The sequence below is a fragment of the Salegentibacter holothuriorum genome (genome assembly GCF_900168045.1).
Lineage (GTDB): Bacteria > Bacteroidota > Bacteroidia > Flavobacteriales > Flavobacteriaceae > Salegentibacter > Salegentibacter holothuriorum.
This window is the reverse complement of record NZ_FUYY01000006.1, coordinates 58,205-73,966: the sequence shown is the minus strand read 5'-3', so window position 1 is coordinate 73,966 and position 15,762 is coordinate 58,205. Positions and strand designations below refer to the sequence as shown.

At 36.8% G+C, this 15,762-nt stretch carries 19 protein-coding genes and 1 tRNA gene; 13 read left to right on the top strand and 7 right to left on the bottom strand.

Annotated elements, in window-relative coordinates; translation table 11 throughout:
- Window positions 1–2: 2 nt before the first annotated feature.
- From B5X51_RS13000 to B5X51_RS12955, 10 genes are all read left to right on the top strand, one after another.
- Window positions 3–1,085: a bifunctional 3-deoxy-7-phosphoheptulonate synthase/chorismate mutase type II gene (locus B5X51_RS13000; RefSeq protein ID WP_079721626.1), complete on the top strand. Its 1,083-nt coding sequence runs from the start codon at window positions 3–5 to the stop codon at window positions 1,083–1,085.
- Between the two features lie 207 nt (window positions 1,086–1,292).
- The gene (gene rsgA / locus B5X51_RS12995) at window positions 1,293–2,243 is read left to right on the top strand and encodes a ribosome small subunit-dependent GTPase A (protein WP_079721625.1); all 951 of its coding nucleotides are present in this window, start codon (window positions 1,293–1,295) and stop codon (window positions 2,241–2,243) included.
- Window positions 2,240–2,692 carry a D-aminoacyl-tRNA deacylase gene (dtd, locus tag B5X51_RS12990; protein ID WP_079721624.1) on the top strand — a complete coding sequence of 151 codons (453 nt, stop codon included), beginning with the start codon at window positions 2,240–2,242 and terminating at the stop codon, window positions 2,690–2,692. Before rsgA ends, dtd begins: the two co-directional genes overlap by 4 nt.
- 2 nt (window positions 2,693–2,694) lie before the next feature.
- Window positions 2,695–3,021: a nucleotide pyrophosphohydrolase gene (locus B5X51_RS12985; protein WP_079721623.1), complete on the top strand. Its 327-nt coding sequence runs from the start codon at window positions 2,695–2,697 to the stop codon at window positions 3,019–3,021.
- Window positions 3,021–3,284: a hypothetical protein gene (locus B5X51_RS12980; protein ID WP_079721622.1), complete on the top strand. Its 264-nt coding sequence runs from the start codon at window positions 3,021–3,023 to the stop codon at window positions 3,282–3,284. Before B5X51_RS12985 ends, B5X51_RS12980 begins: the two co-directional genes overlap by 1 nt.
- Window positions 3,285–3,296: 12 nt before the next feature.
- Window positions 3,297–4,520: a 3-phosphoshikimate 1-carboxyvinyltransferase gene (gene aroA, locus B5X51_RS12975; protein WP_079721621.1), complete on the top strand. Its 1,224-nt coding sequence runs from the start codon at window positions 3,297–3,299 to the stop codon at window positions 4,518–4,520.
- 86 nt (window positions 4,521–4,606) lie between these two features.
- On the top strand, window positions 4,607–5,662 hold the full coding sequence (gene queA / locus B5X51_RS12970; protein ID WP_176132762.1) for a tRNA preQ1(34) S-adenosylmethionine ribosyltransferase-isomerase QueA: 1,056 nt from the start codon (window positions 4,607–4,609) through the stop codon (window positions 5,660–5,662).
- 13 nt (window positions 5,663–5,675) lie between these two features.
- A complete protein-coding gene (locus B5X51_RS15965) occupies window positions 5,676–5,882 on the top strand; it encodes a hypothetical protein (protein ID WP_079721620.1) in 207 nt (68 codons plus the stop codon).
- Between the two features lie 77 nt (window positions 5,883–5,959).
- On the top strand, window positions 5,960–7,003 hold the full coding sequence (gene rlmN / locus B5X51_RS12960) for a dual-specificity RNA methyltransferase RlmN (protein ID WP_079721619.1): 1,044 nt from the start codon (window positions 5,960–5,962) through the stop codon (window positions 7,001–7,003).
- A gap of 133 nt (window positions 7,004–7,136) precedes the next feature.
- Window positions 7,137–8,114 carry a polyprenyl synthetase family protein gene (locus tag B5X51_RS12955; RefSeq protein WP_079721618.1) on the top strand — a complete coding sequence of 326 codons (978 nt, stop codon included), beginning with the start codon at window positions 7,137–7,139 and terminating at the stop codon, window positions 8,112–8,114.
- A gap of 123 nt (window positions 8,115–8,237) precedes the next feature.
- On the opposite strand, the gene B5X51_RS12950 is transcribed toward B5X51_RS12955, so the two are convergent.
- From B5X51_RS12950 to B5X51_RS12925, 6 genes are all read right to left on the bottom strand, one after another.
- The gene (locus B5X51_RS12950) at window positions 8,238–8,471 is read right to left on the bottom strand and encodes a hypothetical protein (protein ID WP_079721617.1); all 234 of its coding nucleotides are present in this window, start codon (window positions 8,469–8,471) and stop codon (window positions 8,238–8,240) included.
- A gap of 79 nt (window positions 8,472–8,550) precedes the next feature.
- Window positions 8,551–8,787, bottom strand: coding sequence for a hypothetical protein (locus tag B5X51_RS12945; protein ID WP_079721616.1), 237 nt, complete (start codon window positions 8,785–8,787; stop codon window positions 8,551–8,553).
- 46 nt (window positions 8,788–8,833) lie between these two features.
- Window positions 8,834–9,616 (bottom strand): TIGR03915 family putative DNA repair protein, encoded by a 783-nt coding sequence (locus tag B5X51_RS12940; RefSeq protein WP_079721615.1) that lies wholly within the window; start codon window positions 9,614–9,616, stop codon window positions 8,834–8,836.
- 1 nt (window position 9,617) lies between these two features.
- The gene (locus B5X51_RS12935; protein ID WP_079721614.1) at window positions 9,618–10,877 is read right to left on the bottom strand and encodes a putative DNA modification/repair radical SAM protein; all 1,260 of its coding nucleotides are present in this window, start codon (window positions 10,875–10,877) and stop codon (window positions 9,618–9,620) included.
- A gap of 82 nt (window positions 10,878–10,959) precedes the next feature.
- Window positions 10,960–11,517 carry a sulfatase/phosphatase domain-containing protein gene (locus B5X51_RS12930; RefSeq protein WP_079721613.1) on the bottom strand — a complete coding sequence of 186 codons (558 nt, stop codon included), beginning with the start codon at window positions 11,515–11,517 and terminating at the stop codon, window positions 10,960–10,962.
- A 15-nt stretch (window positions 11,518–11,532) separates the two neighbouring features.
- On the bottom strand, window positions 11,533–12,432 hold the full coding sequence (locus B5X51_RS12925; RefSeq protein ID WP_079721708.1) for an alpha/beta hydrolase: 900 nt from the start codon (window positions 12,430–12,432) through the stop codon (window positions 11,533–11,535).
- Between the two features lie 176 nt (window positions 12,433–12,608).
- Between B5X51_RS12925 and B5X51_RS12920 the strand changes: the two genes are divergently transcribed.
- The 3 genes from B5X51_RS12920 to B5X51_RS12910 all read left to right on the top strand — a co-directional run bounded on the left by B5X51_RS12920 (window position 12,609) and on the right by B5X51_RS12910 (window position 15,055).
- Window positions 12,609–13,061, top strand: coding sequence for a GatB/YqeY domain-containing protein (locus B5X51_RS12920; protein WP_079721612.1), 453 nt, complete (start codon window positions 12,609–12,611; stop codon window positions 13,059–13,061).
- 97 nt (window positions 13,062–13,158) lie between these two features.
- A tRNA-Arg gene (locus B5X51_RS12915) sits at window positions 13,159–13,232 on the top strand.
- 383 nt (window positions 13,233–13,615) lie between these two features.
- Window positions 13,616–15,055 (top strand): sulfatase, encoded by a 1,440-nt coding sequence (locus tag B5X51_RS12910; RefSeq protein WP_079721611.1) that lies wholly within the window; start codon window positions 13,616–13,618, stop codon window positions 15,053–15,055.
- 90 nt (window positions 15,056–15,145) lie between these two features.
- Here the strand turns inward: B5X51_RS12910 and B5X51_RS12905 are convergent, their stop codons facing one another.
- A complete protein-coding gene (locus tag B5X51_RS12905) occupies window positions 15,146–15,562 on the bottom strand; it encodes a hypothetical protein (RefSeq protein ID WP_079721610.1) in 417 nt (138 codons plus the stop codon).
- Between the last annotated feature and the right edge of the window lie 200 nt (window positions 15,563–15,762).

The window sequence follows — 15,762 nt, the reverse complement described above, 5'->3', positions numbered from 1 at the left end:
TTATGGAAAACAAGAAAGAATTAAGAAACTGGCTAGACGCTTTCGGATTAGATCATCCGTTGGTAATTGCAGGGCCTTGTAGCGCAGAGACCGAAGAACAGGTTTTAAAGATTGCACACCAATTAAAAGATAGTGACGCAACCGTATTGCGCGCCGGAATCTGGAAGCCAAGAACCAGACCTGGGAATTTTGAAGGTGTAGGGGCACTAGGTTTAAAATGGTTAAAAAAAGCCAAAGAAGAAACCGGGATGTTAACTACAACCGAAGTTGCTAACCCGCATCACGTAGATCTTGCTTTAGAAAATGATATTGATATTCTTTGGATAGGAGCAAGAACCACGGTTTCTCCTTTTATTGTTCAGGAAATTGCTGAAGCACTTAAAGGAACTGATAAAACTGTATTGGTAAAAAACCCGGTAAACCCAGACCTTTCGCTTTGGTTGGGCGCAGTTGAAAGATTGTATACTCAGGATATTAAGAATTTAGGAGTTATTCACCGTGGATTTTCGGCTTACGAAAAAACGAAATATAGAAATAACCCAGAATGGCAAATAGCGATAGAGCTTCAGAATAAATTTCCAGATCTTCCGCTAATTTTAGACCCTTCACATATTGCAGGTCGTAGGGATATTATTTTTGATCTTTGTCAAACTGCACTTGATCTTAATTATGACGGGATTATGGTAGAAACACACCATACTCCAGATGATGCCTGGAGTGATGCCGCGCAACAAATTACCCCTTCCACGCTTATTCAAATTATGAAAGATTTGAAGATTAGAAAAGAGATTTCAGAAAGTGAGGAATTTCAGAATAAGTTAGGTACTCTAAGAGCTAAGATTGATGTAGCCGATAATCAATTAATTGAATTGCTTGCAAAAAGAATGAAGGTTTCTGATGAGATTGGCCAGGTTAAAAAATCACAAAACGTTTCTGTATTGCAAACCAAGCGATGGAATGAAATTCTAGGAAAAATGGTTCTTGAAGGTGAGCAACACGGTTTAAGCGAAGAATTTATTTTGCGTTTATTTAAAGCCGTTCACCAGGAATCTATTAATCACCAGGAGAAAATTATGAAAGCTTAAGAATCTTGTTTTCCATGATTTTTGGTTTAAAAGCAACTAGTGAAAACTGCTTTTGCTATTTTAGCAAAGTGGCTGTTTGAAGGTTGACTTATGGACGTCATCCTGAACTTGTTTCAGGATCTAAATTGTTAAGATATTAGATGCTGAAACAAGTTCAGCTTGACGGAAATTAGAATTCTCAAACAGCCACTTAAAACCATAATGTGAATGAAAGGAACCGTTTATAAATCTACTGGAAGCTGGTATCAGGTAAAAAGTGAAGCTGGAAAGTTCTATGATTGTCGAATTAAAGGGAAATTTAGGATTAAAGGTATTAAGAGCACCAATCCTGTTGCTGTGGGAGATCGCGTGGAGTTTGATATTGAAGATAAGGAAGGTGCAGAGCAGGGAGTGATTAAAGAGATTGGGAAACGGGAGAATTATATTATTCGAAAATCGGTTAATCTTTCTAAGCAAACCCATATTATAGCGTCTAATATAGACCAGGTATTTTTGCTGATTACCCTTAATAACCCGCCTACACTTACCACCTTTATAGATCGATTTTTGGTTACTGCGGAAGCGTATCACGTAAAAGCGGTGCTACTTTTTAATAAAGTAGATACTTATAATGAAGATGAACTGGTAGAGGTGAAATATCTTGCTGCAATGTATAGAAATGCCGGTTACGATTGTATAGGGATTTCAGCTAAAACAGGGAAGAATGTGGAAAAGGTGAGAGAGATGATGACCGGGAAAACCAGTATGTTCGCCGGCCACAGCGGTACGGGGAAGTCTACTTTGGTAAATGCTATAGAGCCCGGTTTGAATTTAAAAACTTCAGAGATTTCAGAACAACACAAACAAGGGCAACATACCACCACTTTTGCTGAAATGTTTGACCTTAGTTTTGATGCCAGAATTATTGATACTCCGGGAATTAAAGGTTTTGGGGTTGTAGAAATTGCACGTGAGGAATTGGGAGATTATTTTCCCGAATTCTTCGAACTTAAACAAGATTGTAAATTTCATAATTGTCTACATCTGGAAGAGCCAAAATGCGCTGTAAAAGATGCCCTGGAAGAAGGCGAAATCGCCTGGAGCCGTTATAAAAGTTATTTGCAGATTTTAGAAGGGGAAGAAGATAATTACAGAGCAGATATTTATCCAAAAAAATGAGAGTAGTTTTACAAAGGGTTTCAAAAGCTTCGGTGCAAATTAACCACGAGATTAACGCAGTGATGCGTAAGGGGCTTCTAATTTTACTGGGAATAGAAGCTGAAGATACCCAGGAAGATATAGACTGGCTTTGTAATAAAATTGTGAAAATGCGCATTTTTAATGATGAAAATGAAGCTATGAATCTTTCTTTATTAGATGTAGATGGTGATGCTATTGTAGTGAGCCAATTTACCTTGCATGCTTCTACTAAAAAAGGAAACCGACCAGGTTTTATAAAAGCAGCAAAACCTGATGTTGCTGTTCCAATTTATGAGAAATTCCTTAAAAAATTGGAAGAAAGTTTAGGGAAGCCAGTAGGAAGTGGAGAGTTTGGCGCAGATATGAAAGTGGAGTTAATTAACGATGGGCCGGTAACGATAATTGTAGATTCAAAACAAAGAGAATAGAAATGAACATAGAAAACGCTCAAAAAGCGGTAGACCACTGGATAAATGAACATGGGGTTCGGTATTTTAACGAGCTTACCAATATGGCACAACTTACCGAAGAAGTAGGGGAAGTAGCCAGGATAATTGCCCGCCGTTATGGTGAGCAAAGTGAAAAGGAATCAGATAAAGAAAAAGATTTGGGAGAAGAGCTTGCAGATGTAATGTTTGTAGTGTTATGTCTTGCCAATCAAACCGGGGTTGATTTACAGGAAGCTTTTGATAAAAAATTAGATTTGAAAACAAAAAGGGATCACGATAGGCATCATAATAACCAAAAGTTAAAATAATGAAATTCAAAGAGATGATTTCGCAAAAAGCCTTCTGGAAATCGGTTTTATTGCTTGGGTTGGGCTTCCTTATTGTGTATGATATTGTAAGTATGCTGTTTGAATACGGCGGATTTCATTTTAAAGCCTATTTTACCGAACGTACTGAAGATGGTAAGTTATTTCGCTTTATCGCGGGGCAGTTCCTGGCTGCTTTTGCTTATGGTTTTATAATCTCGTTTGGGCAATTTAGAGCAAAAAATAAGAAGGATGCAGCAAACTAATATAGTTAATTAATGAATTTAGAGATCTCAAATACCAAAAAGCATCTGTCGGGAAATATTAAAATTACTGGCTCTAAAAGTGAATCTAATCGCTTGTTGATTCTACGAGCTTTATATCCAAATCTGGAGATTAACAACCTATCTAATAGTGACGATACCCATTACTTGCAAAAGGCACTTAAGAGTGAAGACGAATTAATTGATATTCATCATGCAGGTACGGCGATGCGCTTTTTAACGGCCTATTTTGCTACGGTAGAAGGTAGAGAGGTAGTTTTAACCGGAAGTAAAAGAATGAAGGAACGCCCGGTTAAATTATTGGTAGATGCTCTTAAAACTATGGGTGCCGATATTTCTTATGAAAATAACGAAGGTTATCCACCAATTAGAATTAAAGGAAGAAAACTAGAAGCCAAAACGGTAAGTCTGGAAGCCAACATTAGTAGCCAATATATTTCGGCATTAATGCTTACTGCGCCTTCCCTGCCCAATGGACTGGAAATTAACCTGGAAGGAACAATTACTTCTACACCTTATATTAAAATGACTTTAGAGCTCTTGCAAAGAGCTGGCATAAGCGGAACTTTTGAGGGTAATACTATTAAAATTGAACCGGCAAAGCAATTAAAAAATCTAACTTTAGCGGTAGAGTCAGATTGGAGTTCTGCTTCTTATTATTACAGCCTTGCGGCAATAAGCGAATCTGCTGAACTTAAATTGAGCACTTATAGAGAAACCAGTTTACAGGGAGATTCCTGTTTAGCAGAGATCTATAAGCAATTTGGGGTGACTACTAAGTTTGAACACGATTATATTATCTTAGAAAAACTTCCTGGCGGTAAACCAAAAAAGATAAAAGAAAACCTTCAAAATGCTCCCGATATCGCTCAAACCATAGCGGTAACCTGTTTGGCTTTAAATGTGCCCTGTTATTTAACTGGTTTGCATACTTTGAAGATTAAGGAAACCGATAGACTGGAAGCTTTAAAAGCTGAAATCGAAAAATTTGGAAGTAAGGTGACTGTAACCCAGGATAGCCTGGAGCTTTTTCCAGAGGAAGAATTTTTAGAAAATGTTTCAGTAGCTACTTATAACGATCATCGTATGGCAATGGCTTTTGCGCCATTAGGGCTCAAAGTTCCTTTTGAAATTGAAGATGCCGGGGTAGTTTCAAAATCTTACCCCGGCTTCTGGGAAGATTTTCAAAAACTCAATTTCGAGATTAAGAAATGCTAAATTCAAAGCATTTTTTAAATAAACGCCTAAATACTTGACAACGCCTATCTTGAGATTGTATATTTGCGCCTTCTAAAAATTCAATTATGGGAATGAAACTTTCACACTTCAATTTTGAACTTCCGGATGAACTTTTGGCCGAGTATCCTTCAGAGAACAGGGATGAAGCAAGGCTTATGGTTCTTAACCGAAAAGAACAAACAATTGAGCATAAACAATTTAAAGATATTCTAGATTATTTTGAGCCAGAAGATGTCATGGTATTAAATAATACCAAGGTTTTTCCGGCGCGCTTATATGGAAATAAAGAGAAAACCGGTGCGCGGATTGAAGTATTCCTTTTAAGAGAATTAAATCCAGAAACTAAACTTTGGGATGTACTTGTAGATCCTGCCAGAAAAATTAGAATTGGAAATAAACTTTATTTTGGGGACGACGAAAGTTTGGTGGCAGAAGTTATAGATAATACTACTTCCCGCGGAAGAACGCTTCGTTTTCTTTATGATGGTTCTTATGAAGATTTCAGAAAGAAACTAAAGGAACTAGGGGAAACTCCACTACCAAAATATATAAAACGTGACGTGCAACCTGAAGATCAGGAGCGTTACCAGACCATTTACGCTAAAGAAGAAGGAGCTGTAGCAGCACCAACTGCGGGTCTGCACTTTTCTAAACACCTTTTAAAGCGTTTGGAAATTAAAGGGGTAGATTTTGCTGAAGTTACGCTACACGTTGGTTTAGGAACTTTTAGCCCGGTTGAGGTAGAAGATCTTAGCAAACATAAAATGGATAGTGAAGAAGCTTTTATTGAAAAGAAAGCAACTGAAACTATTAATAGGGCTAAACGCGAAAACAGAAGAGTTTGTGCGGTAGGTACTACTGTTATGCGTGTTATGGAAAGCGCTGTGTCTTCAAACCATACTTTGAATGAGTTTGGTGGATGGACCAATAAATTTATCTTTCCTCCTTACGATTTTAGTATTGCAAACTGTATGATCACTAATTTCCATACGCCAAAATCTACGCTACTTATGATGATCTCTGCCTTTGCAGGTCATGATTTTATGAAGCGTGCTTATGAAGAAGCAGTAAGAGAAAAATATCGTTTCTATACTTATGGAGATGCGATGTTGATTATCTAGTTTTTAAAAGAAATTGAATAAAAAGCCACAGCTTAAAAAATTAAGTTGTGGCTTTTTGTTTAGCTTAAGTTCAGAAATTAAAACACTTATCAACTTAATTTTTCAATGTCGCGCAGAAAACGAAGTTGCTTTTTTTGTCTGTGACGCTGTGATTGATTTGCATAGCCATAACTATGGAAATTATGAGCAAGAAAATAGAGCGGAAAATGAACGAGTTTGAATGCGTTATTACATGGTTAAATTGGTATTAGCTTTGGCTTAACTTAAAAATCCTTTAATTCTTAGTACTTTTGCAGCGTGATAAATAAGAAGAAAGACATACGAGCACTTACCAAAGCACAATTGCAGGATTTTTTTGTGGCCAATGGCGATAAATCTTTCCGTGGAAGCCAGGTTTATGAATGGCTTTGGAACAAAGGTGCGCATAGCTTTGAAGCGATGACCAATATCTCTAAAGCTACGCGTGAAATGCTGGACGAGAATTTTGTGATAAATCATATTCGGGTAGACCGGATGCAGCGCAGTAGTGACGGGACCATTAAAAATGCCGTGAAGCTACACGATCAGCTCACCGTGGAATCGGTTTTAATTCCTACGGCTACCAGAACTACGGCTTGTGTTTCTTCACAGGTAGGTTGCAGTTTAGATTGCCAATTTTGCGCAACCGCCCGCTTAAAAAGAATGCGAAACCTGAATCCAGATGAAATTTACGATCAGGTAGTTGCTATAGATAATGAAAGTCGTTTGTATTTTGACAGGCCTTTAAGCAATATTGTTTTTATGGGAATGGGCGAGCCACTTATGAACTATAAGAATGTAATGAAGGCAGTTGAAAAGATTACTTCTCCAGAAGGTTTAGGGATGTCTCCTAAACGTATTACTATTTCTACATCTGGCGTACCTAAAATAATTAAAAAATTGGCTGATGATGAAACTAAAATAAAACTTGCAGTTTCGCTTCACGCCGCAACCGATGAGGTACGGACTAAAATAATGCCTTTTAATGAAACCTTTCCACTAAAAGATCTTAGGGAATCTTTAGAATACTGGTACTCAAAAACCAAAAGCCGAATTACTTACGAATATATTGTATGGAAAGATATTAACGATACTCGTAAAGATGCAGAGGCTTTAGTGCGTTTTTGTAATTACGTGCCGTGTAAGGTGAATTTGATTGAATATAACCCAATAGACGATGGAAACTTTCAGCAGGCTTCTGCTAAAGCTACAGATATGTATCAACAAATTTTAGAGCGAAATGGTATTACGGTTACCGTAAGACGATCTCGCGGAAAAGATATAGATGCTGCTTGTGGTCAATTAGCAAATAAATCAGCTTAAAATATTTTTTAATTTTTAAATCCTTGCTCAAAATTACAATTTTTTGTAACCTTTCAAACATGGCTAATATTCTTGATTTTGACGGAAAAGCGTCACTAAATATTCTCTATAAATAATTATCTTTGGTGGCTTAATGAAAGTAATTTCCCAAATAAAACTTCCGGTAGAGAAAGAGATGGAACTTTTTGAAAGAAAGTTCCTGGAGGCTATGTCTTCTAAAGTCGCCCTTCTTAATAGAATAACCCATTATATTGTAAACCGTAAAGGAAAGCAGATGCGGCCTATGTTCGTTTTTCTGGTCGCCAAAATGGTTTCAGAAGGTAAGGTGAACGAGCGTACTTACCGCGGAGCTTCAGTAATAGAACTTATACACACCGCCACTTTGGTACATGATGATGTGGTAGATGATTCTAACCGCCGCCGGGGATTCTTTAGTATAAATGCTTTGTGGAAGAATAAAATTGCTGTTTTAGTGGGTGATTATTTACTTTCCAAAGGTTTATTGCTGTCTATAGATAACAATGATTTTGATCTATTAAAAATAATCTCTGTTGCTGTAAGGGAAATGAGTGAAGGGGAACTGCTGCAAATTGAAAAAGCCAGAAGGCTGGATATTACAGAGGATGTTTATTACGATATTATTCGGCAAAAAACCGCTACCCTTATCGCTGCTTGCTGTAGTTTAGGTGCGGCTTCGGTAAAACCAGATTCTGATGCCGTTGAGAAAATGCGAAAATTTGGAGAGTTGATTGGTATGGCTTTCCAGATAAAAGATGATCTTTTTGATTATGGCAACGAAAAAATAGGAAAGCCTACGGGTATTGATATTAAAGAGCAAAAAATGACTTTGCCATTAATCTATGCTCTAAATAATTCGAACAAGAAAGAAAAGGACTGGGTGATTAATTCGGTTAAAAATCACAACAAGGATAAGAAGCGGGTAAATGAAGTAATCCAGTTTGTAAAGGATAAAGACGGATTGGAATATGCCGTAAAGCGTATGAAAGAATTTCAGCAGGAAGCTTTAGTGATCCTGGAAGATTATCCTGCCTCTCCTTACCGGGAATCTCTGGAACTTATGGTGAATTATGTAATAGAACGTAAAAAATAAGGCTGCTTTTAAGTTGTTCTGTGCTTTTTCCAGAGAGCCACTAACTAAGGCTACTGTTTATAATATTATCTCAGCTTAATAAACAGTAAAAACAGTCTCAATCTTTTATTAAAATCTTTTTTGTTAGTGATCATTGGAGTTGTGAAGCTCTTCATCGATCTCTTTTTCTACCTTTTTAGCACTCTCTTTAACTTTTTTTGCGCCTTCTTTAACTTTGTCGCCAGCCTTGTTTACATTGTCTTCAATGTCTTTGCCGATGGCTTCCACAGCATCTTCTGTTTTTTCCTGGGTTGTTTCACGACATGAATATAAGCTCAAGCAAAAAACGGCGATTAAAATTAATACTTTTTTTTTCATTTTATTACTTTCAATATTAATTAAAAAAAGCTGCTTTCTGTAAAGAAAGCAGCTTTTAGAATTTTTAAGAATAAGACGATTACATGTTATCGTCTTCGTTCATTTCTTCTTCCATTTCAGCCTCAGCTTCTTCAGCTTCTGCTTCAATTTCGTTTCCAGCCTCTTCAAGTTCGTTTCCGGCTTCGTCAGCTGCGTTTTCTATATCTTCACCTGCAGACTCCATAGCGTCTTCAGTTTTTTCTTCAGTAGTCTCTCTACAAGAGTAGATAGAAAGAGACATTGTTGCAACAGCAAAAAGTAAAAATAATTTTTTCATTTTAGAATTTGTTTAATTAGTTGAAGCAACAAATTTAAACTATTTTTTAATTATGCAAGGGATTCTTTTCACTCAAATATCTCCAGTAACGTTTAGGCATGTGTTGTTTGTGAAGCCTAGTATTTATGCGGGACTTGATGGTGGTTGCTTCAAAATATTTCTTCCATAATTTCTGAAATTCAATTTCTGAAGTATCAAATAAATGCTCTTTTTCTTCTGATAAAGTCGAATTTTCGGAAAAATTAATATGAATTATTTTCGGCTTTTCTAAGTCATAATATAACCCAAAATTGCGTTTTAGGTCATAAATAATCCATTGTTGATCGCTATAGCGGGAAGTGAAATGCTTTTCAATTATTGGAAGTACATTGAAATCAGGTTCAATATTAGAGAAATAGATATTGTCTTTAGTAAGCTGAAACCTAACAAAAGCTTCCATTCTATGTTTTTCCCTTCCCACCTTTTTAGCAGTTTGCGCAATTTTTAAAACGTGAGTATTAGTAAAATCACCATCAACACTCGTCTTGCAATTAAAGGTGTGCTGCATATACCTTAAAATATCAAGTTCAATCTTGGGTATTTCACTCAGGTAAGCGTAATAGACCGCATTTTGACCACGTTGAGTAGCATATTTTATAAACCCTTTCCAAACACGCTTAGCTTTACCTTCATCTGTAAGGACCTCAATATTTTCGGCAAACATTTCAGTTTGAGGAGTGCCCGGCGGGAGAATATTATTTACAAGTATTTTTTCCTCAAAAACAGTATAAACGCAAGTAAGTAAACCTTTGAATGTGCCATCGTAGATAAGACAGGTAGTTGGTTTCATTTTAAAATAAGCTTAATTGACTGCTATAATCTTTCCGGAATTTCCCAATGGAATTTCGGAGAATTAAAGATTTTATTTTGGCTGGCCCAAGGTCTCGCGTTTCCCAGCCTCTGGAGTCACAGATAATAAAATAACGGGCGCGGTTTAAAGCAACGCCTATAGCTTTTAGATGATCGTAATTTAGTTTTCTAAACCTCCTGGCCTGAAGTATTTTATGAGCAGACTTTAAACCAACTCCAGGAATTCGCAATAACATTTCTTTTTCGGCACTATTTACATCTACTGGAAACTGATGTTGATTCCTCAAGGCCCAACTTAGTTTAGGATCTATTTCTACATCTAAATTAGGAAATTGCTGATTTAATAATTCGTTTACATTAAATCCGTAGAATCTCATTAGCCAATCTGTTTGATAAAGGCGGTTTTCTCTTAACATAGGAACTTGTGAGCCTAGTGATGGTAGCCTTGGGTCGTTACTAATAGGGACATAGCCGGAGTAATACACCCGTTTCATATTGTAGTTTTTATAATAATAATTTGCCGAAAGCATAATTTCCCGGTCACTTTCTCCCGAGGCTCCAACAATCATTTGGGTGCTTTGCCCCGCAGGCGCATACTTTGGTGTACTTTTAATTAATTTTTTTTCAGAATTATACTGTATGATTTCATTCTTTACTTTATTCATTGGTTTAATAAAGTCTGAATGATTTTTTTCTGGAGCAAGTTTCTTTAGACCGGAGACTGTTGGAATTTCAATATTCACACTTAGCCTATCGGCATATAAGCCGGCTTCGCGCATAAGCTCGTCACTTGCACCGGGAATAGATTTTAAATGAATATAACCGTTAAAGTTTTCTTCCAGTCTCAGTTTCTTTGCCACGCGTATAAGTCGCTCCATAGTGAAATCGGCATCCTTGAATATGCCAGAGCTTAAAAATAGCCCTTCAATATAATTTCTTCGGTAAAAATTAATTGTTAGATCTACTACCTCCTGGACTTTAAAAGCAGCTCTTTTAATATCGTTACTTTGGCGGGTTACGCAATAGGCGCAATCAAAAATACAATGATTAGTGAGAAGAATTTTAAGTAGGGAAACACAGCGGCCATCCTGGGTATAAGAATGGCAAATTCCCATTCCATCTGAATTTCCCAAACCTTTATTTTTGTTACTCCGTTTACTGCCGCTACTGGAGCAGGAAACATCATATTTGGCAGCATCGGCAAGAATTTCTAATTTCTCCTTTATTCGGTCAAACATCATAATTCTGAAATTTGAATCAAAAATAGGAAAAAATCCAATAAGTCGGAATAATTACTAATATTTCTTAATTTAGTTATGAAAACTATTCATTTTTATAACCGGGATAATTTTTTGGGTTTTCTCCTGCCATTCGTGCAAAGTTTCTGTAAGCTTGATTTACCTTAGTTTTGGGGGTTGTAGCAAATTCTTCTTCGGTGACCTTATATTTTTGCTGAAGGGAATCCAGGTTAGAATGTAGCTCTTTTCTAACCTCGGCATATTTTGGATTAGTGTAAATATTATCCATTTCATTTGGGTCTTCCTGCAAATCGTACATTTCCCAAACATCAATATCATCATAAAAATGCATTAATTTAAATCGGTCGGTTCTAATTCCGTAATGCCTTTTTACCATATGAAAGGCTGGGAAATCATAGTAGTGATAATAAATGCCATTTCTAAAATCTTCATCAGAAACGGAGTTGTTCATTAAGGAACGCAGAGACCTACCTTGCATTGCTTCGGGGATTTCAGCACTAGCAAAATCCAGGAAAGTTGGCGCAAAATCCAGATTTTGGGTCAGAGCATCAATTTCGCTCCCTGCTTCAATTACACCGGGAAATTGCATAAGCATAGGCATTGCCAAAGATTCTTCATACATAAAACGTGGGTAATCTTATCTCCAGACTTCAATTTGTTGATTTTCTCCATTCAGCAATACCTCGTTGAAAAACTCAAAAACTTCCGGTAAATAGTTAAAAGGCATCCCTGAATGTTCGTGTTTTCCGCCTTTAAAACTATAAAGCATATAAGCGGTATTTAAATTTGCCAGCTTTTGGGTAATTGTTCTGGAGCCGTCCAGCATAATATATCCCGGCTGGTTTGGATCACACCAGTGATGAGGTGCGGTTGCGTAAGGCACCAGATTATCTTCGGTTCCGTGGAAAAATATTCCGGGAACGGCGTTTTCTTCAGTAATATATCGCGAATCTACAATGGCGCCGGCAAGAGAGAAAACCCCGACAAAATCTATGTTCTTGTATTTAGCAGGGTCTTTAAACATTAGCCTGTCGTTATAGACGGCGTTTAGAACTGCTTCGGCCCCGGCGCTGCTTCCTCCCACGATTATTTTGGAAGTATCTATACCGTATTCGTCTTTATTTTTCACCATAAAATTAACCGCATCCATAAAGTCTTCGGCAGCCAGTTTAAAGGTTTCTATTTTTCCGGAGGCTTTATAATCGCAACCAAAAGATTGTCCTTTGCGGGTTAACCTGTAAGAGATCTGCACTGCAACGTATCCTTTTTTGGCCGCGTTTTCTGCAAATTTAACTTCGGCGGGATTGGTTCGTGTTCCACCAGCGAAGCCACCACCGTGCATAAAAATAATGACAGGCCGTTGTTGCATGGTATCTTTTTCAGGCTGATAAATATCCAGCTTTAAAGCTTCACCATTTTTAGTAGCGTATGTTCTGGTTACCGTGTTTTGTAGATTAAAAGCATTGTCTATAAATCGTTCTTGTGCTGAAATTGAAAAGCTTAAAAGAAGTAGGGTAGTAATAAAGAGGTTTTTCATAATAAAAGCTGCGTTTGAAGTTTCAAGATACTTAATTTTCAAAGGAGAATAAGTGGGCTTTTTAATTTTAAAATTTTATCTTCGCTGCGTAATTTAGATTTCTGCTCCGGATAATTATCGAGAGGGGAATTACAATAATTAGATTTCCGTCTGCGCGGAAAGGACACAAGTTATATATGAGTTTACAGGATAAAGTAATGGCAGAGATGAAGGCTGCTATGAAGGCTAAAGACAGAGAAAAGCTAGAAGCTTTACGATCGGTAAAAGGTGCTATTTTATTGGCAAATACCGAAAGTTCTGCCAAAGATGGTTTAACCGAAGATGAAGAGTTAAAAATCTTGCAAAAATTGGTGAAGCAACGTAAAGACAGTGCTGCTATATACCGGGAACAAAATAGACCAGACCTGGCAGAGCCTGAAGAAAAGCAAGCTGCTGTGATCGAGTCTTTTTTACCAGAACAGTTAAGCGAAGCTGAGATTGAAGCTAAAGTAGACGAGGTCATCGCTAAAACCGGAGCCAGCGGAATGCAGGATATGGGAAAGGTGATGGGAATGGCCAGTGCAGAATTGGCTGGTAGAGCCGATGGTAAAACAATTTCTACTATTGTTAAGAAGAAATTGAGTAAGTAATTATTCAAAATAAATTTTAAAGGAAATATTTTTTAGTTTTTGCTAAAAGCTAAAAGCTAAAAGCTAAAAGCTAAAAGCTAAAAGCTAACAAAATAACGGCCCCGTGGCGCAACTGAATAGCGCATCAGATTTCGGCTCTGAGGGTTGCAGGTTTGAATCCTGCCGGGGTCACGAATTAATAAAAAAATCTCACGTCATATCAAGCTCGCTTGAATTTGAAAGTGAGATTTTTTTATTTTCAAAGCGGAGCTTTACCAGGAAAAGCGTAGCCAATTCTGCAGAAGCCACAAAATAGAAAAGTCTACACGAGGTTGTGGACTTTTTTATTGCTCAAAAAACTAAGCTTACTCAAAGCTTTTGTTTTTATTGAACCAGGATTTTTTCTTGCTTTTTAGCGTAAATTGTTATTATTCTTTTTGAAGATATGGGGGCAAAAAAGCATTATTAATAGCGGGAATAGAAGTGTTTTTTAGATATTTATTCTTATAATTTAGCTGTAGAGATATAATTTAATATTTATTGAGAATATATAATTAAATAATAAAACACCAGGAATGACCAGATTAATACTTTTTGCATTTTTTATAGGGATAACGGCAATTCAGGCTCAAGAAAAAAAATACAATGTGCTTTTTATTATCGCAGATGATCTTACCACAACTGCGGTTTCGGCCTATGGAAATCCTATACCAAAAACTCCTAATATTGATAAATTAGCTTCGCAAAGTGTGAAATATACCCGGGCTTACTCTCAGTATCCGGTTTGTGGACCTTCCAGGGCGTCTATGATGTTTGGATATTACCCAAATGCAAGCACTACTTATGGATATGTAAGCGGAAGAGAGAATATGGGGCCTCAACGAAAATCATGGTCTCAATTATTCAAGGACCATGGGTATTATGCAGCAAGGGTGAGTAAAATTTTTCACATGGGTATTCCTATAGATATTGAAACTGGTTCTAATGGAGAAGATGACGCTGCATCCTGGACAGAACGTTTTAATAGCCAGGCCCCCGAATGGAAATCTGAAGGAGATGCCGAACTGGTTCAGAATAACCCTTATGGCAATAAACCACGCAAAGGTGGGAATGTGATGACTATTGTAAGGGCTGAAGGAGGCGACAGTATTCAATCTGACGGAAAAACTGCCGAAAAGGCATCTAGTTTAATCAGGGAACATAAAAATGAACCTTTCTTTTTAGCGGTTGGTTTTGTTAGGCCGCACGTACCGTTTGTAGCTCCTAAAGAATATTTTAAGTCCTATCCTTACAGGGAGATGATATTGCCTCCCCAGGTAGCAAATGATTGGGATGATATACCTCAACGAGGTATTAACTATGTAAACAGCGTGAACGCACAAATGACAGAGGAACAAGAAAAAAAGGCCATAGCAGGCTATTATGCTTCAGTTTCGTTTATGGATGCCCAGGTGGGCAAAGTGCTAAAAACTTTAGAAGAGGAGGGATTAGAAGATAATACCATTGTTATTTTTACCTCAGATCACGGATTTCATTTAAACGAGCATCGTTATTGGATGAAAGTAAGTTTGCACGAAGAATCGGTGCGTGTACCATTAATTATTAAAGTTCCCGGAAAGAAACCGGCGGTTAGTAATTCGTTTGTAGAACTGCTTGATCTATATCCCACAGTAGCCAACCTGGTAGGGCTGGAATATTCTAAAGATTTACAGGGTAAGGATATAGGGAAAACTTTAGATAATCCTGATTTTGAAGTGCGGGATATGGTATTTTCGGTCACCCAGGGCGGTGAATCATTTTTGATAAGAAACAAAGATTGGGCTTATATTCAATATGATGAAGATGCCGGTGCAGGAATGGAATTATATAATATGAAAATTGATTCCCAACAGTTTAATAATTTGGCTTATAACCCCTTATATGCCAATGTTGTTACAGAAATGCAAAAGGCTCTCAAACTTAAACTAAAGGATGTCCGTAATAACGATTTAGGGATAGATTATACTAAAAAGTAAACTACTTCGGAGCAAGCTCACGAAGCATTAAATGGATTTTTTTTATTTCTAGGCATCTCGATGATTCGGGACAAAGCATTTAAATCTTGATTATCGAGTAAATCCAAACATTCTAATTATTACAAAAGTTCCAATTAATCCAGTAATTGAAGCTACTAGATCATTAAGATCATAAACGTTATTTCCACCTAAGTTGTGAAATTTTAGTTCTTGAGATATTACATAAACTGTAGCGAGGCCTAACGCGATTAAATGAATATGCAAGGTTTTTATAAAGCCGAATTTCTTATTGAAGTGTTCTCGTACTTGCAATAGAATTCCGGTCAAAATTAGAGTGGCAATAATCGCTTCTATAAGGTTCGGAATTGAAAAGCTAAGGATATGAAGAAATTCAGGGACATCGTTTTTAAAAATCCAGCTTCTGAAGTACAGCTTATTCAGTAAAAAAATAAAAATTGACCCCCCGAATAAGTAGATCACATATTTTTTGATCAGTATCTCTTTCATTTTTAATGTACTACTTCTCTAAGATACTATCTTTTTGAGATTATGATTTTAATTAAAAGATACTTTTTAAAAGTCTTCTATTGCTAATAGAGCAAGGTGAAATTTCATTCTGTGGTTTTATAAATAGCTACATCCCGACGAGAACAAATAAAGAAAAAGGAGAACCTTGTTTGTGCTTTTTTCTTTCTGAATTATTCGTG